This is a genomic window from Flavicella sediminum (assembly GCF_006381105.1).
Lineage (GTDB): Bacteria > Bacteroidota > Bacteroidia > Flavobacteriales > Flavobacteriaceae > Flavicella > Flavicella sediminum.
The window spans coordinates 748,458-764,389 of sequence record NZ_VDET01000002.1; the positions used below are offsets into that span (position 1 = coordinate 748,458).

Annotated in this window: 9 protein-coding genes and 1 pseudogene; 1 reads left to right on the forward strand and 9 read right to left on the reverse strand. The window is 34.4% G+C overall.

Annotated elements, in window-relative coordinates; translation table 11 throughout:
• Positions 1-13: 13 nt before the first annotated feature.
• Positions 14-1,615: a DUF5060 domain-containing protein gene (locus FGM02_RS03560; protein ID WP_139956944.1), complete on the reverse strand. Its 1,602-nt coding sequence runs from the start codon at positions 1,613-1,615 to the stop codon at positions 14-16.
• 10 nt (positions 1,616-1,625) lie between these two features.
• Entirely contained in the window at positions 1,626-3,128 is a 1,503-nt protein-coding gene (locus tag FGM02_RS03565) for a sulfatase family protein (RefSeq protein ID WP_139956945.1), read from the reverse strand.
• Between the two features lie 174 nt (positions 3,129-3,302).
• On the opposite strand from FGM02_RS03565, the gene FGM02_RS03570 reads away from it, so the two are divergent.
• Positions 3,303-4,961 carry a helix-turn-helix domain-containing protein gene (locus FGM02_RS03570; protein ID WP_139956946.1) on the forward strand — a complete coding sequence of 553 codons (1,659 nt, stop codon included), beginning with the start codon at positions 3,303-3,305 and terminating at the stop codon, positions 4,959-4,961.
• 52 nt (positions 4,962-5,013) lie between these two features.
• Here the strand turns inward: FGM02_RS03570 and FGM02_RS03575 are convergent, their stop codons facing one another.
• The 7 genes and pseudogenes from FGM02_RS03575 to uxaC form a co-directional block, all read right to left on the reverse strand.
• Positions 5,014-6,465: a sulfatase family protein gene (locus FGM02_RS03575; protein WP_139956947.1), complete on the reverse strand. Its 1,452-nt coding sequence runs from the start codon at positions 6,463-6,465 to the stop codon at positions 5,014-5,016.
• A gap of 82 nt (positions 6,466-6,547) precedes the next feature.
• On the reverse strand, positions 6,548-7,846 hold the full coding sequence (locus tag FGM02_RS03580) for a glycoside hydrolase family 117 protein (protein WP_243739345.1): 1,299 nt from the start codon (positions 7,844-7,846) through the stop codon (positions 6,548-6,550).
• Between the two features lie 257 nt (positions 7,847-8,103).
• Positions 8,104-8,247: a hypothetical protein gene (locus FGM02_RS18020; protein ID WP_166461127.1), complete on the reverse strand. Its 144-nt coding sequence runs from the start codon at positions 8,245-8,247 to the stop codon at positions 8,104-8,106.
• Positions 8,248-8,698: 451 nt separating this feature from the next.
• On the reverse strand, positions 8,699-10,219 hold the full coding sequence (locus FGM02_RS03585) for an alpha-L-fucosidase (protein ID WP_139956948.1): 1,521 nt from the start codon (positions 10,217-10,219) through the stop codon (positions 8,699-8,701).
• A pseudogene (locus FGM02_RS03590) lies at positions 10,209-11,492 on the reverse strand (glycoside hydrolase family 117 protein). The gene FGM02_RS03585 and the pseudogene FGM02_RS03590 overlap by 11 nt, the downstream one beginning before the upstream one ends.
• 16 nt (positions 11,493-11,508) lie before the next feature.
• On the reverse strand, positions 11,509-14,379 hold the full coding sequence (locus tag FGM02_RS03595) for a glycoside hydrolase family 2 protein (protein ID WP_139956949.1): 2,871 nt from the start codon (positions 14,377-14,379) through the stop codon (positions 11,509-11,511).
• A 6-nt stretch (positions 14,380-14,385) separates the two neighbouring features.
• The gene (gene uxaC / locus FGM02_RS03600; RefSeq protein WP_139956950.1) at positions 14,386-15,789 is read right to left on the reverse strand and encodes a glucuronate isomerase; all 1,404 of its coding nucleotides are present in this window, start codon (positions 15,787-15,789) and stop codon (positions 14,386-14,388) included.
• Positions 15,790-15,932: the final 143 nt, after the last annotated feature.

The following is a 15,932-nucleotide window of genomic DNA, read 5'->3' on the forward strand; positions in this document are numbered from 1 at the left end:
TCTTTTACGTTGTTTAATGCTTGCGAATTAAAATAGCATCGGCTTTGTTATACCAAGGGTTTTTAAATTGTCCTCCTTTAAATTTAAAGATTTCGCCATATTCACCTGATAAGGTATTGTACCATTGATAAGTTCCTGTTTTGGCAAAAAATGGAGATTTCCAGTTTATTGACGCTTGGTAATTGTACTTAGGCAGATACATTAAAAACACTCCTTTTTTATTGATTAACGTATACCCGCTATTGTTACTTTTTAGGTCAGGAACAAAATCTTGAAAAGGATATTTCTCAAAGAAATTCACAAAATATTTGTAGTACTGGTATTTCGGTTTTAATAGATTATCTGGCATATTGCTGGCATCATGAATCATAACATACCAAGAAGTACCTTGCCAATAATAAGTACTATAGGTTCCTGAAAAATTGATTAAATAATTTCTTCGCAAACAAATTTCTGGTGACACATAATCTCCAGGAAAAACTTCAAAAGGAGATTCTGCATACCCCCCATGCTCAATATTAAAAATAGGCTTGTTCGGAAAAGCTTCTCTAACTTTCAACATATCATGATAAATGGTAGCACTCCAATTTTGTGCTGAGATCATATCAACAGATTCAGGATTTTTAATACAAAAATCATATTCATGAACCGTCAATAATCTTTTATACGCATCTAGCTTTTTGATACGATCGATACGTTCTAATATGTATTTAGGAGAACAACGGGTTCGCTCATAAGCTTCTTTGGCAACATCCCAAACAACATTCGGATAGGCTTGGTATCTTTTAATGATATAGTCGAAATACATATTGTCTGCTTCTGTATTAGCGTTTGGCCAAGTCACCAATTTATTCCACACATAAATCATTAAATGCAAAGAAATATTTCTGTCTTGCATCATTTCAATGGTTCTATCCATTTGTTTGAAATAAGCTACATTCAAACGACTAAAATCAGGATTTTTATTAGTTCCTAAAAATGGATAGATTGACAAATCATCGCTATAATCAAATTGTGGATACTCCTTTAATTTTGGATCACGTTTCCACTTAGCTCCGTAAGAATAAACTGTTGTAACAATTTGATTGAATCTGTTTTTTTCTAAATCGTCCAATAAGAGTTTTGTTTTTGGCGCTGCTGTTTTATTTTCAAAATCCAATGCAAACAACCAATCACACTCATAAGCCATTTGCATATAAGGGGTGCCGTCTTCATAGTAAAAATGCTGTGGATTTTCAGGTTTTACAATAATTCCACCATGTTCTTTTTTGTTTTTGTTTTCCAACACATAAAAAGTTCCTTTTTTCTTGTTCAACTTTCTATTCTTAGAACTTGTGATATAAGACCACTCTCCAATTTTAGAAGAAGAAAACCTAAGAATCCATTCAGCACCACCATTATAAAAGCCAGGTACAGTTAATTCCGTTCCATCTTTGTGCTTAAAGATAGCTGTAAACTCTTCTATAAAAGGATTATTAGTTTTAGGTTTTGCCTTGAATTTAAAATCACGGACTTTCCATTGCTCTGCAACCTGTATTACACTTTTTTCTGATTCAGAAGCATTGACACTTGTAGCTATACAAAACATCAACAACATAAAAAGTATTTTTTTCATAAGATTGTTTTTATTCTTTAACTTCGTATTGTTTTCTTAGGTCTTGCAATTCCTTTTTCATAGAAAGCACTCGTTTTTTAGCTTTCATTTCTCCATAAGTGTTATTCATTTCTGAAGGATCTTTCTTTAAATCGTAAAATTCCCATTCTTCACCGTTGGGCACATCTTCGCCATAAAAACGAATTAATTTATACCGTTTGTTGGCAATTCCCTCATGTCTTCTAACAGAATGAGCACCTGGATATTCGTAATAATGGTAATACAAACTCTTACGCCAATCTTTCGGCTTTTTTCCTTTTAACAAGGGAAGAATACTTTTTCCTTGCATTTCTTTTGGCACTTCAACACCGGCAATGTCTAAAAAAGTTTCTGCAAAATCTATGTTCTGAACCAAGTCTGTATTTACAGAACCTGCTTTTACAGTTCCTGGCCATTTTACAATTAACGGCGTTCTAAAAGATTCTTCATACATAAAACGCTTATCGAACCAACCATGTTCTCCCATATAAAAACCTTGATCTGAAGAATACATCACAATCGTATTTTTATCCAATCCCGATTCTTTTAGGTAGTTCATCACACGGCCTATATTTTCATCAACACTATAAATACAACGCAAATAATCTTTCATGTACTCTTGGTATTTTATAGCCAATAAATCGTTTCCTGTAGCTTTTAAATTTTTGTATTTAGTTCTTCTGTCATCAAAACGCTCATCAATTCCCGATTTTTTAAACCACTCTTTTTCCAATGCTTTCATTTTCAAGTCACGATCCAAATTCATATCTGGTAAAATACTCAGTGTTTGTCCGTGAGCTGCAGCACCTTTGGTAGCAAAATCATCATGTAAATTTTTAGGCTCTGGAATATGAACATCTTCATACAGTGTCATATGTTCTTTTTTAGGAACCCATGGCCTATGAGGTGCTTTGTGATGAAACATAAGCATAAAGGGTTTGTCTTGTACGCGTTTATTTTGCAACCAATCTAAAGATTTATCGGTAATAATATCTGTGGTATATCCTTGGTATTGCTGCTTCCCTTTTTCTGATAATAAAATAGGATTAACATAGGAACCTTGTCCGATTAAAACTTCCCAATAATTGAAACCTTGCATTTTTCCATCCATATGAATTTTACCAATCATTGCTGTTTCATAACCGTTTTGTTGCAATAATTTTTGAAATTGTTGCTGGTCGTGATTGAAAACCGTTTTTTTGGTATTGTTAAATTTGCCATGCATATGACTCATTTTCCCGGTTAGTAACGTCGCCCTACTAGGAGCACAAATAGAATTTTCTACATAACATTTTTCAAAACGCATCCCTTCAGCTGCTAATTTATCAATATTAGGGGTTGGATTTAATCCTTGCAATCTGCCTCCATAAGCACCAATAGTTTGGTATGAATGATCATCTGTAAAAATCCAAATGATATTGGGTTTCGGTTTTTGAGCTTGTAGTTGTATTATTGTAAAAATTAGCAACAATGCAGTCTTAAAAAATAATTTCATGTTGTGGGCTTTTCTAGATATGTTTTACAAAAGAATTGATAAATCAACTTCACTTCCTCTTCAAATGTACCATATATAAAACTAATTTCACATATGACAACTACACAAGCATTATACAATTCCTTTTTTTGTACTTTTATGACCTTATAAAAACCTTTTGTTATACTCCATCGCTTGAAAAAGATAACCTCATACAAAACAGCCTATTACCAATTAACAAGTATGCTTGTTCTTTTCTTCGTGTTTATACACGGAAATGTAAATGCCCAGTCATCCATTAAGAACACTCAAAAAGATTCTATTTCCTATTATACAAGCAAAATTTCTAGGGCTCTCAATCAAGCCAATCTACCACAATACATTGCCTACAAGGATTTACAACGAAGTGCCCTCTTTTTTAAAAATGCAAAGCACTATGATCGGGTGGTACAATGTTTATTAACAATGGCCGACATTCAAAAGAAAAAAGGAAAAATGAGTCTTTCTTTTGATCACTTATGGGAAGGTTTGTATTGGGTAGAAAAAACAGAAAACGATACATACAAAGCCATTCTACACAGAAAATTATCACAGCTATACGATGCTTTTAACAAACAAGAAAAATCGCTATTCCACTCCGAACAAGCATTGGTGTTTTCAAAAAAACTACTTCTTAAAAAAAACAAACAGCCCGTTCAATTAAATTCGAGCTATTTAAATTTAGCCGTCAAACAGCGAAAACTTAAAAATTATGACAAAGCACATAGCTACTTAGATTCTTGTGCAGCCTTTCAAAATCAGATAAAAACATCAAGCTATGTTACTTTTGGAGTGGTTATGGAACGTGCCACTATTTATTTACTTCAAAACGATTATAAAAATGCCAATCGTATACTTCAAACCACCAAGCGCAAACATTTAGATAAAAATGCCAAACAAGACATACGCATCTACTATAATTTGGGACTTTTAAAATTGCATTTAAAAGAACAAGATAGCGCGGTTTATTATTTTGAAAAAAGTTTGAAATTAATTAATACTTCACATACCGAAAAAAACCTTTCTCCGCAGCTACTTGGTCCACTATCAGAAATTTACTTTTCAAAAAACAAGGCTAAAAAAGCCTATTCCTTTTTACGTCAGAAAAATAAAATTGCCGACAGTTTGACTCAAATAAAAACGGAGGTATACAGTGAATTGTTTGAAATAAAAAACTCATACCTAGCCACTTTACAGGAGAAGGAATCTATTTTATCACAAAAAAATAGCATTATTGAAAAAAATGAACAAACACAATTTTGGTTGAAAATAATAATCGTTCTTGTTCTTATTCTGGGTTCTGCATTGTTCTTTATCTCTAGAATTCGACTAAAATTAAAAAAGACTATTTTAGAAAAAAAGGAAGCCGCCTTAGAATCTAAATTATCCAAAGAAAAAAGCAAAGCCAAAATAAAACTAAAAAGCAAAGAGCTCACCTCCTATGCACTCCAATTAATTGATAAAGATAGTGCTATTGATGAGTTGTTAAAAGTATTAAAGGAAGCTGAACCTTCTTCTTATAAATCCTTATCGAACAAACATAAAAAAGGAGCTGCCGATTTATGGGATGAATTTAATTTACGTTTTACGGAAGTGAATCTAGATTTTTACAAACGTTTAAAAGTAAAGCATCCAAATTTTACCCCTACCGAACAAAAACATTTAGCACTGATCAAACTTAAATTTTCAACAAAAGAAATGGCCCGAATTTTAAATATCGAGCCACATAGTGTGCATATTTCAAGGTCTAGAATTCGAAAAAAAATAGGTTTGGAAAGAAATGATAGTTTGGAAGATTATGTAAATGATTTGTAAACACTTCTCTTAAAACCAAGATACCATTTCCTACTTAACTTAAGATTGTTATTTATTCTAACTTCCCAATTTCTCTTGTTCCAGTTCCCGATTTGACACCCACATTTAAATCGCCATACTCTTTACGAGCTTCCTCGGCTATGAGCATTATCTCTTCTACTTTTTCTGGATAAGTTTTAATCACATTGAACTGCTCACCTGGATCTCGCATCATATTGTACAGCTCCATTTCAGTGACTCTACTTTTTATTCTTTTTCCACCAACGCCATCTTTTCCTGGTTGTGCATTATAAGAACTATAGCTGTGAGGAAACACCAATTTCCAATTTCCTTTTCTTACTGCATTTAAATTGTTTTTCCCATAATAATATAAAATAGAAGTTCTTGGATCTTTGTCAAAATCGCCTTTCCAAAGAGCGGTAATATCTACACCATCAATTTCATTTTCAGACAATTTCCCTTTTGATACTGCGGCAAACGAAGGCAACAAATCAATGGCACAAGCCAATTTATTACAAACTTTTCCTGCCGGCGTTTTTCCTGGCCAACGAATAATAAAAGGCACTCGTTGTCCACCTTCCCAACTGGTTGTTTTTCCTTCTCGAAGTCCACCAGATGAACCAGCATGATTTCCGAAATTTAACCAAGGCCCATTGTCTGTTGTAAATATAAAAATGGTATTATCCGCAACGCCATTTTTCTCCAAAGCTTTCGCAATTTCGCCCACCGACCAATCAATTTCCATCATCACATCACCATACAAACCTTGCTTACTTTTTCCTCTAAATTTATCGGAAACCCCTAAAGGAATATGTCCCATGGTATGCGGCACATACATAAAAAAGGGCTCGTCCGATTTTCTATTGATAAAGTCGACGGCTTTTTCTGTATATAGTGTTGTTAGTTTATCCTGATCTTTTAAACTTGTAATTTCTCCTATTTTTTCATTTCCTTCAATTAATGGCAACTCTACCATTTTACTGCGCTTACTTTCTTTTGGTAATTTATGACCTGTCGCACTATTGTGTGGCCACATATCATTTGAATATGGAAGTCCCACATATTCATCAAAACCATGTTGCAAAGGCAAAAATTCTTTTTGCCAACCTAAATGCCATTTCCCAAAAATAGCGGTTGCATACCCTTGGTCTTTAAACATTTCTGCTAAGGTGTATTCTTTTTTATTTAAACCTACTTTATGATGTGGAAATAAAGCGCCAGAAATTCCAATTCTATTTGGATAGCAACCCGTTAAAATACCTGCTCTTGAAGCACTACATACGGGCTGAGCAGAATAAAAATTCGTAAATCGCATTCCTTCACTTGCCAATTGATCTAAATTTGGTGTTTCAAATCCAGTAGCTCCATAACAGCCCACATCTCCATAACCTTCATCATCTATAAAAATTAAAACCACATTGGGTTGTTCTGACTTTTGTTTTTGCGCATTGAGAAAACTAGCAGCTAAAACAATTAGTAATATGGAAATAGCGATTTTTTTCATGGTAAAATTTTAGAATTTTTGTTAAAAAAAGCACTCGTCTTTTTAGAATTCTAAACTTACTACAAATTATTGATTTCGTTTATTATTTTTCTAAGTTCTTAGTTTCGTTTTCAATTCGCACACGTTGTTTTTTACTCAAACTACGTTTGAAATAATCTTCTGGCGTATATTTAACTCTAGGCTCCTTCATTTCATGATCATTCAAATCTTGACTTAAATCACAATCAAAACGTGTTAACATAGAATGAAATTGTCCTTTTTTACCCAAACCAATAAAATGTGCCAATCCCCAAGTAATTCCTCTACCATCTTTGGTATCTGTAAAAGCATCAGGCACAAAAGGAGCGGCCGCATAAGGCATCATTTCAGTAATGGCAGCAATTTCAAAATTCACTCCATCTTTTGCAAACTGCACGGTATTATGCTCATTCCCATCTTTATAAACCAATGCTGCAATACCTTGTTTAAACGGAAACAAAGAGGTTTCGTGACCAGAAGAAATAACAGGATTTAAGGGATGTTTGGTAAAGGGTCCCAATGGATTGTCGGCAGTTGCCAAGCCTTGCATACGAATCCAATCTCCTTTGACTCCAAAATCAGATTTGTAGTACAAATAAATTTTTCCTTTGTAAACTAATGGATAGGGATCGTGGATTGAATATTCATCCCACTCTCCTTTAGCGCCATTCGGAATGACTATTTTGTTGTAAGCCGTCCAAGGTCCGTTAGGAGAATCGGCATAAGAAACAGCTACTGGACAATCGTCTCCTCTTTTTCCGCTAGCTTCCATAAACCCTTGGTAATACAAATAATATTTCCCTTTCCATTGTAAAATATCTGTTGTGGTTACCGATCTCCATCCAACAATGGGTTTCTCCGGTCTTTTAATTGCTACTCCTTGTTCTTCCCAAGTAAAACCATCGGTACTTGTAGCGTACCAAATTTCCGCCAAATCCCAATCTGAAGAAGGAATGACATCCGAAGATTTTTTTGCTCCTTGTGGAGGCGTTGGTGTATTTCTATAGGTATACCAAACATAATATTTTCCTTCATGGAAGATTACTTTTGAAGGATCTCTTCTACTAATGGTTCCATTGTGATTGTTATAATCAAACCCCTTTAAATCGGTGTATTTAAATTGAGAAAACAATTCATTTGCTTGCGGTTTTGGCGCAGGATAGGCATCATACAATCGATTCAATGCAGCACTCATTTCTCTGTTTGGTTTCTCCATAGGCAACCTATTTGGAAAGCCACTTAATTTTTCTGAATTCTCATTACCTGCTTCAACAGAAGTAGCTTCTTTGCCACAAGAAATTAATATGAACACTAGCAAAGCAGTAAAAATTTGATTCAATTTATTCGATTTTTTATACATCATTCGTTTTTGTTTTTTCCGTTATATATTGATTTACTTCTTCTAAGAAATAAATTGAAATTATTCTTTTTCTCGTCCTACTAATTTAAAAAACTGTCCTAAAATCAAACATATAATTCTACAGTAAATAAGCTTCAAATGAACTAATTAGGATACTATACAAACATTACTCACAATTAATAATTTAATTCATTATTTTAGAAGTAAATCCGAATATATTTAATTTCAATTTATAATCATGAGCTCCCGTAGCAAAATTGCTATAAAACACCTTTGTTACACTTCCCCATTTTTTTCAAACGATCAATATTTGGCGACTCGACATACCCAAGTTCACTCATTTCTCGATTGTGTAACATTTTATTAAATGCTCCCACTGCATCGTAACGATGATCGTTGGTCACAATCCAAAGAATATTTGGTTTATGATCTGGTTGTGGTTGCTTCTTTTTTCTTTTAAACTAAATCCCATTGTACCTAATACAATAATCGAATATATTGGAAGCAGTAAATGTTTAACCCTCATGTCGTTTGTTTTAAATTTAGTTTTTTTAAATCGAATAGTATTTCAAGTACGCTTTAACAATTGTTTAATCGAAACTTAGAAATTACATAAGCTCCTCAAAATTAACTCAAAACAAAAAACAATTGGGAAAATTGAACTAGACAAAGCCTGAACCTATACCTGAAACAGACTATACAAACATTACATAGACCAAATCATATAGCAAACTATTTTTTCAGAATTACACAAAATAAAAACGACTGTACTCCCTGAATAAATCCTAAATAGCTTCCTATTTATGCGAATTCACCCAGTAAAAACAGTCGCTTAAAAAATATTTAAAATGAATCTTATTTCAATTCAAATTTAAAAACCGTCGCCAATTTATTCATTTCTACCTCTGGAATTGTCAAATAAAAACTATCACTAGTAACTTCCCATTCTACAGAAGTATTACTTCCTAAAAGTGTTACCTTTTTTATTGGAGATGGTGGAATGTTACGATGATAACCTCCAATAGCTCTCATCTGAATTCTTTTTCCTTGTTCTGGTTGCCCTAAAAAGAAAACATATAGCGCTTTTTTATTTTTAGCAACCGTAAAGCGAACATCATCTGCCGTATACTCTACAGAAGAAGATTGTCCTGCATTGTGTCCTTCTCCTGTAGCTGCATTTCCAAATCCAAAAATATTATGAGGTCGCGTTCCATAAACTGCTTCTCCATGAACTTTCATCCAATCGCCAATTTCTTTTAACACATCTCTTTGTTCTTGATTGATCACTCCATCAGCAGTAGGAGACACATTTAACAATACCACTCCGTTTTTACTCCAAATATCAATCATATTTCTAAGCACTAAATCGGCCGTTTTGTACGGATGTCCTTCTACATACATCCATCTATTTTTTCCTAAGGTCATGTCCGTCATCCACGGAGTTGGCCAAGAATCTTTACGTCCTCCTTGTTCGTAATCTAACACACTATACGCTAAAGGTAAATCTTGTTGCTTATGCGCTAACATAACTTCTTTGTGATGTTTCATTCCATTGTTAAAATGATGAGCTGCCATTTCATTTCGCTTTTCTTCTGGAATTAAATTCAACCACGAGTCGTACCATAAAATATCTGGGCTGTATTTATCTACGACTTCATTTACTTGGTCTAGCCAATATTGATTGAATTCTTCTATTTTTTCAAAATTCCCAAACAACTTACGCAATTTAGGATCTGTAGTAGCTGTTGGTAAATCGGGGTGATAAACATAATGACTATCATACGCTGTTTTCCAATTTTCTGGTTTGTTTGCATTTCGTTGTCCGTTACGAGCATGATGAAACGTAGCAATTGTTTTTAATCCTTTCTTTTTTAAAGATTTAAAAATTTCTCCTAAAATATCTCGTTTAGGTCCCATATCAGCTGCATTCCAAGGATTCACTTCAGAATCCCACATCGCAAAACCATCGTGATGTTGTGCTACAGGCCCAGCAAATTTAGCCCCCGTTTGCTTAAATAGTTCTGCCCAATTATCTGGATCAAAATGAGAAGCTTTAAACATTGGAATAAAATCTTCGTATCCAAATTCAAAAATACTTCCGTAAGTTTTTTCATGATGCTTGCGAATTCCATTAGTATCCTTATACATATTGTGCGGATACCAAGCACTCCCAAAGGCAGGAACACTGTAAGGCCCCCAGTGGAAGTACATTCCCAACTTAGCATCTGCAAACCATTCTGGAGCAGCTCCGTGTTGTTTTAAAGATTCAAAAGTAGGCTTGTACACCTTTACTTTTTTTTCTTTTTTAGGAATACTGGTACAGCTCACCAAAACAACTGTTGCTATTCCTAAAATGTATTTTAAACTAGTTTGCATTTTTACGTTTTTGATTTTGTTCTTTAATTCTATTTTTTTGTTTTCCACTTAACCCATGTTGTTTGTAATGAAACTCTGGACTGTAATTGTAATAATGGTCTTTCATGTCTTGATCGTGAATTTCGGTACTTAAATCACAATCAAAACGAGTTAAAATAGAGTGTCTCCAGTTTCCTCCTGCATTGATAAAATGAGAAATTCCCCAAGTAATTCCTTTTCCATCTTTGGTATCTGTGAACGCATCAGGAATGTATGGTCCGGCCGCAACAGGTAACAATTCTGTAATGGCTGCAATTTCAAAATTCACCCAATCTTCGGCATACTGAATCGTATTGTGCTCTTGTCCATCTCTTTGAACAATCGCTGCTACTCCTTATTTAAAAGGAAACAATGTTGTTTCGTGCCCCGAATTAATTACCGGATTTAAAGGATGTTTTACAAAAGGCCCCAACGGATCTTCTGCAATTGCCAAACCTTGCATACGTATTTTTGAAGGCTTGAATTCTGGTCTTTTATCAAAATCACCTTTGTAATACATATAAATTTTCCCATCATGTACTAGCGGATAAGGATCATGTATAGAATATTGATCCCAAGAACCTTTGGGTCCGTTGGGCAATACGACTTTGTTGGTATGTGTCCACGGTCCATCAGGTGAATCCGCCCAAGCAACAGAAACTGGACAAAAATCTCCTCTTAACCCACTAGCTTCTTCAAAAGCTTGAAAGTATAAATAGTACTTCCCTTTCCATTTTAAAATATCTGTTGTGGTTACCGAACGCCAACCTGGTTGTGGCTTTGGTGGACGCCCCACTGCAATTCCTTGTTCTTTCCAAGTAAATCCATCTTCAGAAGTCGCATACCAAATATCTGCCAAATCCCAATCCGCAGATGGAATTACATCTGTAGCTTCTTTTGCATGTGACATTCCAACAGGTCGTACCGGAGATTTTCTACCTGTATACCAAACGTAATATTTTCCATTTTCAAAAATTACTTTAGAAGGATCTCGTCTTGTAATCGTTCCATCACCACCGTTGTAATCAAAACCTTTAAGCTTGGTGTATTTAAACTGTGAATACAATTCTGTTTGTTCTGGACGAATATTTTCATAAGCATCGTAATTACGAGCTACCGCTGCACTTAATTTACGGTTTGGTTTTTCTTTAGGAATAAAGAATGGAAACTTTTCCTCTACCTTGCTCACATTTTCTTTTGTTTGACAAGAACAAAGTATCAACATACCTATCAATACCGTTATATAATTTTTCATATTTAAAAATATTGTTTTAGTAAAACTCAAACGTTAAGTTGATACTAATCGGCTCATCATCATTTCCAAAATAGTTTTCAGAATTTCCTTGTGGACCCATAGCATCTCCTGTTTGGAATTTGGTTCCAATAGCTGGAATATTTTTTACAAAGGAAATGTCCCCTTTTGGAAACTGAGGAGAAACTCTTTTCCTAGGGTCTTCCTTCGGACTCTCTGGAGTTAGCATTCTAAGAAAAGTATTTTCAGAATTGCAATAGACCGTAAATCCATTGTTGTTTTTTCCTTTTAACTGAACCCAATTCAAACTAGAGAAAAACCCTTTAAATTCAGGATATACAAATCCAGATTCTCCCGTAACGGTATTGTTATAGTCGTTTTCCCATACTTGAAATTTTGTTCCTTTCATTCTATTTCTCCAAACACGGTACGGTCCATCTCCCAACCATTTCATCCCTGCAACTTCGGTTTCTGGAAAAGAAAATGTAATTCCTTTATAGCCTTTTACTATTTTTTTTCCTTTTATTTCTACATCTAAATTCAATAAACCATTTGCATAAACCGTCCAAGTAATTTTGTCTGAACTATATTCTTTATGACTTGCCCAAGCTGGAGATTTGTCTGACATTTCAAATACTGTAACAATTTCGACTCGGTTTTTCAGTTTCTTTATTTTTACCGATTCAATCTTGTCTTTATGCTCAAAAATAACAGGTCCATTGGTAAACGGAATCAACTTGTTTCCTTTTTTAACCTCTTGCAACAAACTTGTTTTTTCTGAAAATGAAAAATGAACTCCGTTTGCTTCTATATGAATCAATCCATCTGTTACCGAAGTTTTTAGCTTTCCTTTTTCTGAAAAATCAACAAGATTTTTGTTTATTTCCTTTGGTGTTTTTACAGGATAACTCCAAGTAAATATTTCCAATCCGTTTGGCGCCGTTGCCGTCATAGTCAGCACATCAGCCGTTTTCCAGTTTTTTGGCAAGGCTATTTTAAACGTCCCTTTTTCTGAAGGTTTTAAATCAGGCAAATCAATCGAGTTTTCTGAAATTATTTTGATTGTATCTATTCCGTTTGGCCCGTTAAACTGCCCCCATTTTGCCGTCATCTTGCATTCGTTTAAATGGGTATAATGAAATCTGTTTTCTACCCTAAAAACACCCGTGAAATCTGGTTTTATATAACGTTTTTCTATTGAAATAGGCGACCAAACTTCTTTGATGGTAAAATAACTCGCTTCTTTTTCTCCATAAGGTCCCACAATTCCGTCTGACGCATGATTTCCATCGGTATCTAATATTCCATTCTTATCTGTTCTAACCACTGCTTCGTCGGCAAAATCCCATAAAAATCCACCAGCCGACAAAGGCATGTTCCACATTTGTTGCCAATAATCCTCTAAACCCGCTCCATGACCACCATCATACAAACCATGTAAAAACTCCGTTGGAAAATAAATTTTATCTTTTGCATAAGTATCATAAGCAAACACATGATAACTCGGATAGTGCATGGTATTGGTTTTATTAAAAATATTCCAAGGGTGCAACACCTCTCTTTTTTGAATATCCCAAATAGCATAGTCATCGTCTAACTCGGTATTCCAACCTGTTTCATTTCCGTTGGCCCATAACAATATAGAAGGATGATTGACATCTCTAACCACAGTTTCTTTTACAATTTTTTCTCCTACTTCTGTATCTAAATGCGGAGAATGCCACGTACACACCTCATCAATTACAAACAAACCTATAGAGTCGCAAGCGGCCAAAAAATGTTTATCTGGAGGATAATGAGACATACGAACCGCATTCATATTCATATCTTTTATCATTTGTGCGTGTTTGATACTCAAAGTTTTTGAGGTAGTTCTACCCGATGAAGGATAAAAAGAATGCCTATTCACTCCTTTAAATTTGATACGTACCCCATTTACATAAATTCCATCTCCTTCTAAAACTTCAACCGTTCTAAAACCAATTCGCTCTTTTACTATGTGCAACACATGCTTGTTTTTATCTAAAAGCTGAATATTTAAATCGTATAAATTTGGTTGTTCTGGATTCCACGATTTGATGTTTTTTGCTTTTGTTGTTAAGGCCCATTTTCCTTTTTCTTGCATGCTTTTAGAAATAGACAACTCTTGTATTTTGTTTCCGTTAACATCCGATAAAAACAGGGCAACCGACTTTGCTTTTTTAGAATCTGTAAAAACATCGGTAACAATACTTCCATCTGCTTTGGCATCAATAGCCACACGACTGACATTTTCTTTTGGCAAAGCCTCTAAATAAACAGGTCGAAAGATGCCTCCAAAAATCCAAAAATCGGCATTGCGTTCTGCAAAATTGATAGAAGCATTTGCGGAAACCTTGTTTACTTTTACCTCTAAAAGATTCTCCTCATCGTACTTTAACAACTTAGAAATGGAATATTTGAACTCGTAAAAAGCACCTTGGTGAATTTCTCCCGCCAATTTTCCATTAATTTTCACTTCGGCATCTGTCATCACGCCTTCAAAAACAATTTTCACCTCTCTGTTCTTCCATTCTTTTGGAACCTTAAATTGATGTTTGTAAAGTCCATACTCCTTATAGATTGTTTTTTTAGATTTTTCATCGTGACCGTAATTATAATTTCCAAAACCTTGCAATTCCCAACAAGAAGGAACTCCAATTTTTGTCCACTCTTTACTTCCTCGTCCATCAGAACAATAAAAATCCCATGCTACCATGCTGTCTTTTCCTTTTCCTGATAAATATTGAATTGCTGTTTTCTTTGGATTGGCTTGTAAATTGTTGAATTTTTCAGTGTCAGTTTTCATTCCACTTACTGCAAAACTCAAAAGCAAGATAAGTAAGGTTAGTTTTTGATGTGTTTTTTTCATTTTATTTTATTGAAATTTGAAATAATTTTTTGCGTTGTAATAACTAATATCTTCCACCATTTTTTCTAATAGCTTCATATCGCTTGAGATCAATCCTTTTTTTAAATCGTTCCCCAATAAATTGCATAATATTCTTCTAAAATATTCATGTCTAGAATAGGATAAAAAACTTCTAGAATCGGTCAGCATACCAATAAAACGACTCAGCAAACCTAAATTAGACAAGGTATTCATTTGACTTTCCATTCCTGCTTTTTGATCTAAAAACCACCAACCGGTACCAAATTGAATTTTCCCTGGAACAGAACCATCTTGAAAATTGCCAATCATGGTTGCCACTACTTCATTGTGTGCCGGATTTAGATTGTAAATAATTGTTTTGCCCAATTGATCACTTCGATCCAATCGATCTAAAAATTTAGACATAGAACCTGCCACACTAATATCATGAATGGAGTCAAAACCCGCATCTGGCCCTAATTTCTCTAACAATCTACTGTTATTATTTCGAATAGCCCCATAATGGTATTGCTGTGTCCAACCTTTTTTATGATCCATCAAACCAAACTCGTACAACATGGCCGATTTGAATTTACGAATTTCTTTATTTGACAATTCAATTCCAGAACGAAGCTTGTAAAAAAAGGTTTTAATTTCTGATTCTTGATAGTCTTCTGCATAAAACTCCTCAATTCCGTGATCCGAAATTTTACAGCCCATGGCATCAAAAAAATCGTGACGTTGGTTCAAAGCTGCCATCAAATCTTCTAATGTATTTATTCGACTATTTGAAACTTTTTCTAAGCGATCTATGTATTCATTGTAAATATTCACCTCTTCTACCGCCATTGCTTTGTCGGGACGCCAAGTAGGCAAAACTCTGGTTGTACAATTACTTTCCGCAATTTGTTTGTGATATTCCAAAGAATCAATGGGGTCATCTGTGGTACACACCAATTCTACCTGCATCATTTTCATTAAGCCTTGCGGTTTGTAAGCCTCTGTTTTTAGTTTGTCATTGGCTAGGTCCCAAACTTCTTTGGCTGTATCAGCATTTAAAATACCTTCGTAACCAAAAAAAGATTTTAATTCCATATGGGTCCAGTGATACAAAGGATTTCTTAAAGTATACGGAACAGTTGCTGCCCATTTTTGAAATTTCTCCCAATCACTGGCATCACCAGTACAAAATTTTTCATCCACTCCATTGGTACGCATACTTCTCCATTTGTAATGGTCACCGTCTAACCACAAATGTGTCAGATTTCGAAAATTCTTATTCTCAGCAATCACCTTTGGGTCTAAATGACAGTGGTAATCAATAATAGGCATATGCACCGCCTTGTTATGATAGAGTTCCTTCGCTACCGAAGTTTCCAAAATAAAATCATCATCTAAAAATGTTCTCATGCGCTTGCATTTATTTTAATATCCTAAAGGAAACGGTCATTGGCTTTTTAAAACGAAATTTAAAAAACACTCCCTCAAATTTAGTCACACGCTTTTGTTTTCATAACTTTAACGCAGCTTTAACGGTAGCTATAACGGTTAAT

Bases quoted from the DNA above. Each gene is read 5' to 3' on its own strand.
- uxaC (WP_139956950.1), bottom strand. From the start codon at position 15,789: ATGAGAACATTTTTAGATGATGATTTTATTTTGGAAACTTCGGTAGCG.
- FGM02_RS03565 (WP_139956945.1), bottom strand. From the start codon at position 3,128: ATGAAATTATTTTTTAAGACTGCATTGTTGCTAATTTTTACAATAATA.
- FGM02_RS03580 (WP_243739345.1), bottom strand. From the start codon at position 7,846: ATGATGTATAAAAAATCGAATAAATTGAATCAAATTTTTACTGCTTTG.
- FGM02_RS03585 (WP_139956948.1), bottom strand. From the start codon at position 10,219: ATGCAAACTAGTTTAAAATACATTTTAGGAATAGCAACAGTTGTTTTG.
- FGM02_RS03595 (WP_139956949.1), bottom strand. From the start codon at position 14,379: ATGAAAAAAACACATCAAAAACTAACCTTACTTATCTTGCTTTTGAGT.
- FGM02_RS03575 (WP_139956947.1), bottom strand. From the start codon at position 6,465: ATGAAAAAAATCGCTATTTCCATATTACTAATTGTTTTAGCTGCTAGT.
- FGM02_RS03560 (WP_139956944.1), bottom strand. From the start codon at position 1,615: ATGAAAAAAATACTTTTTATGTTGTTGATGTTTTGTATAGCTACAAGT.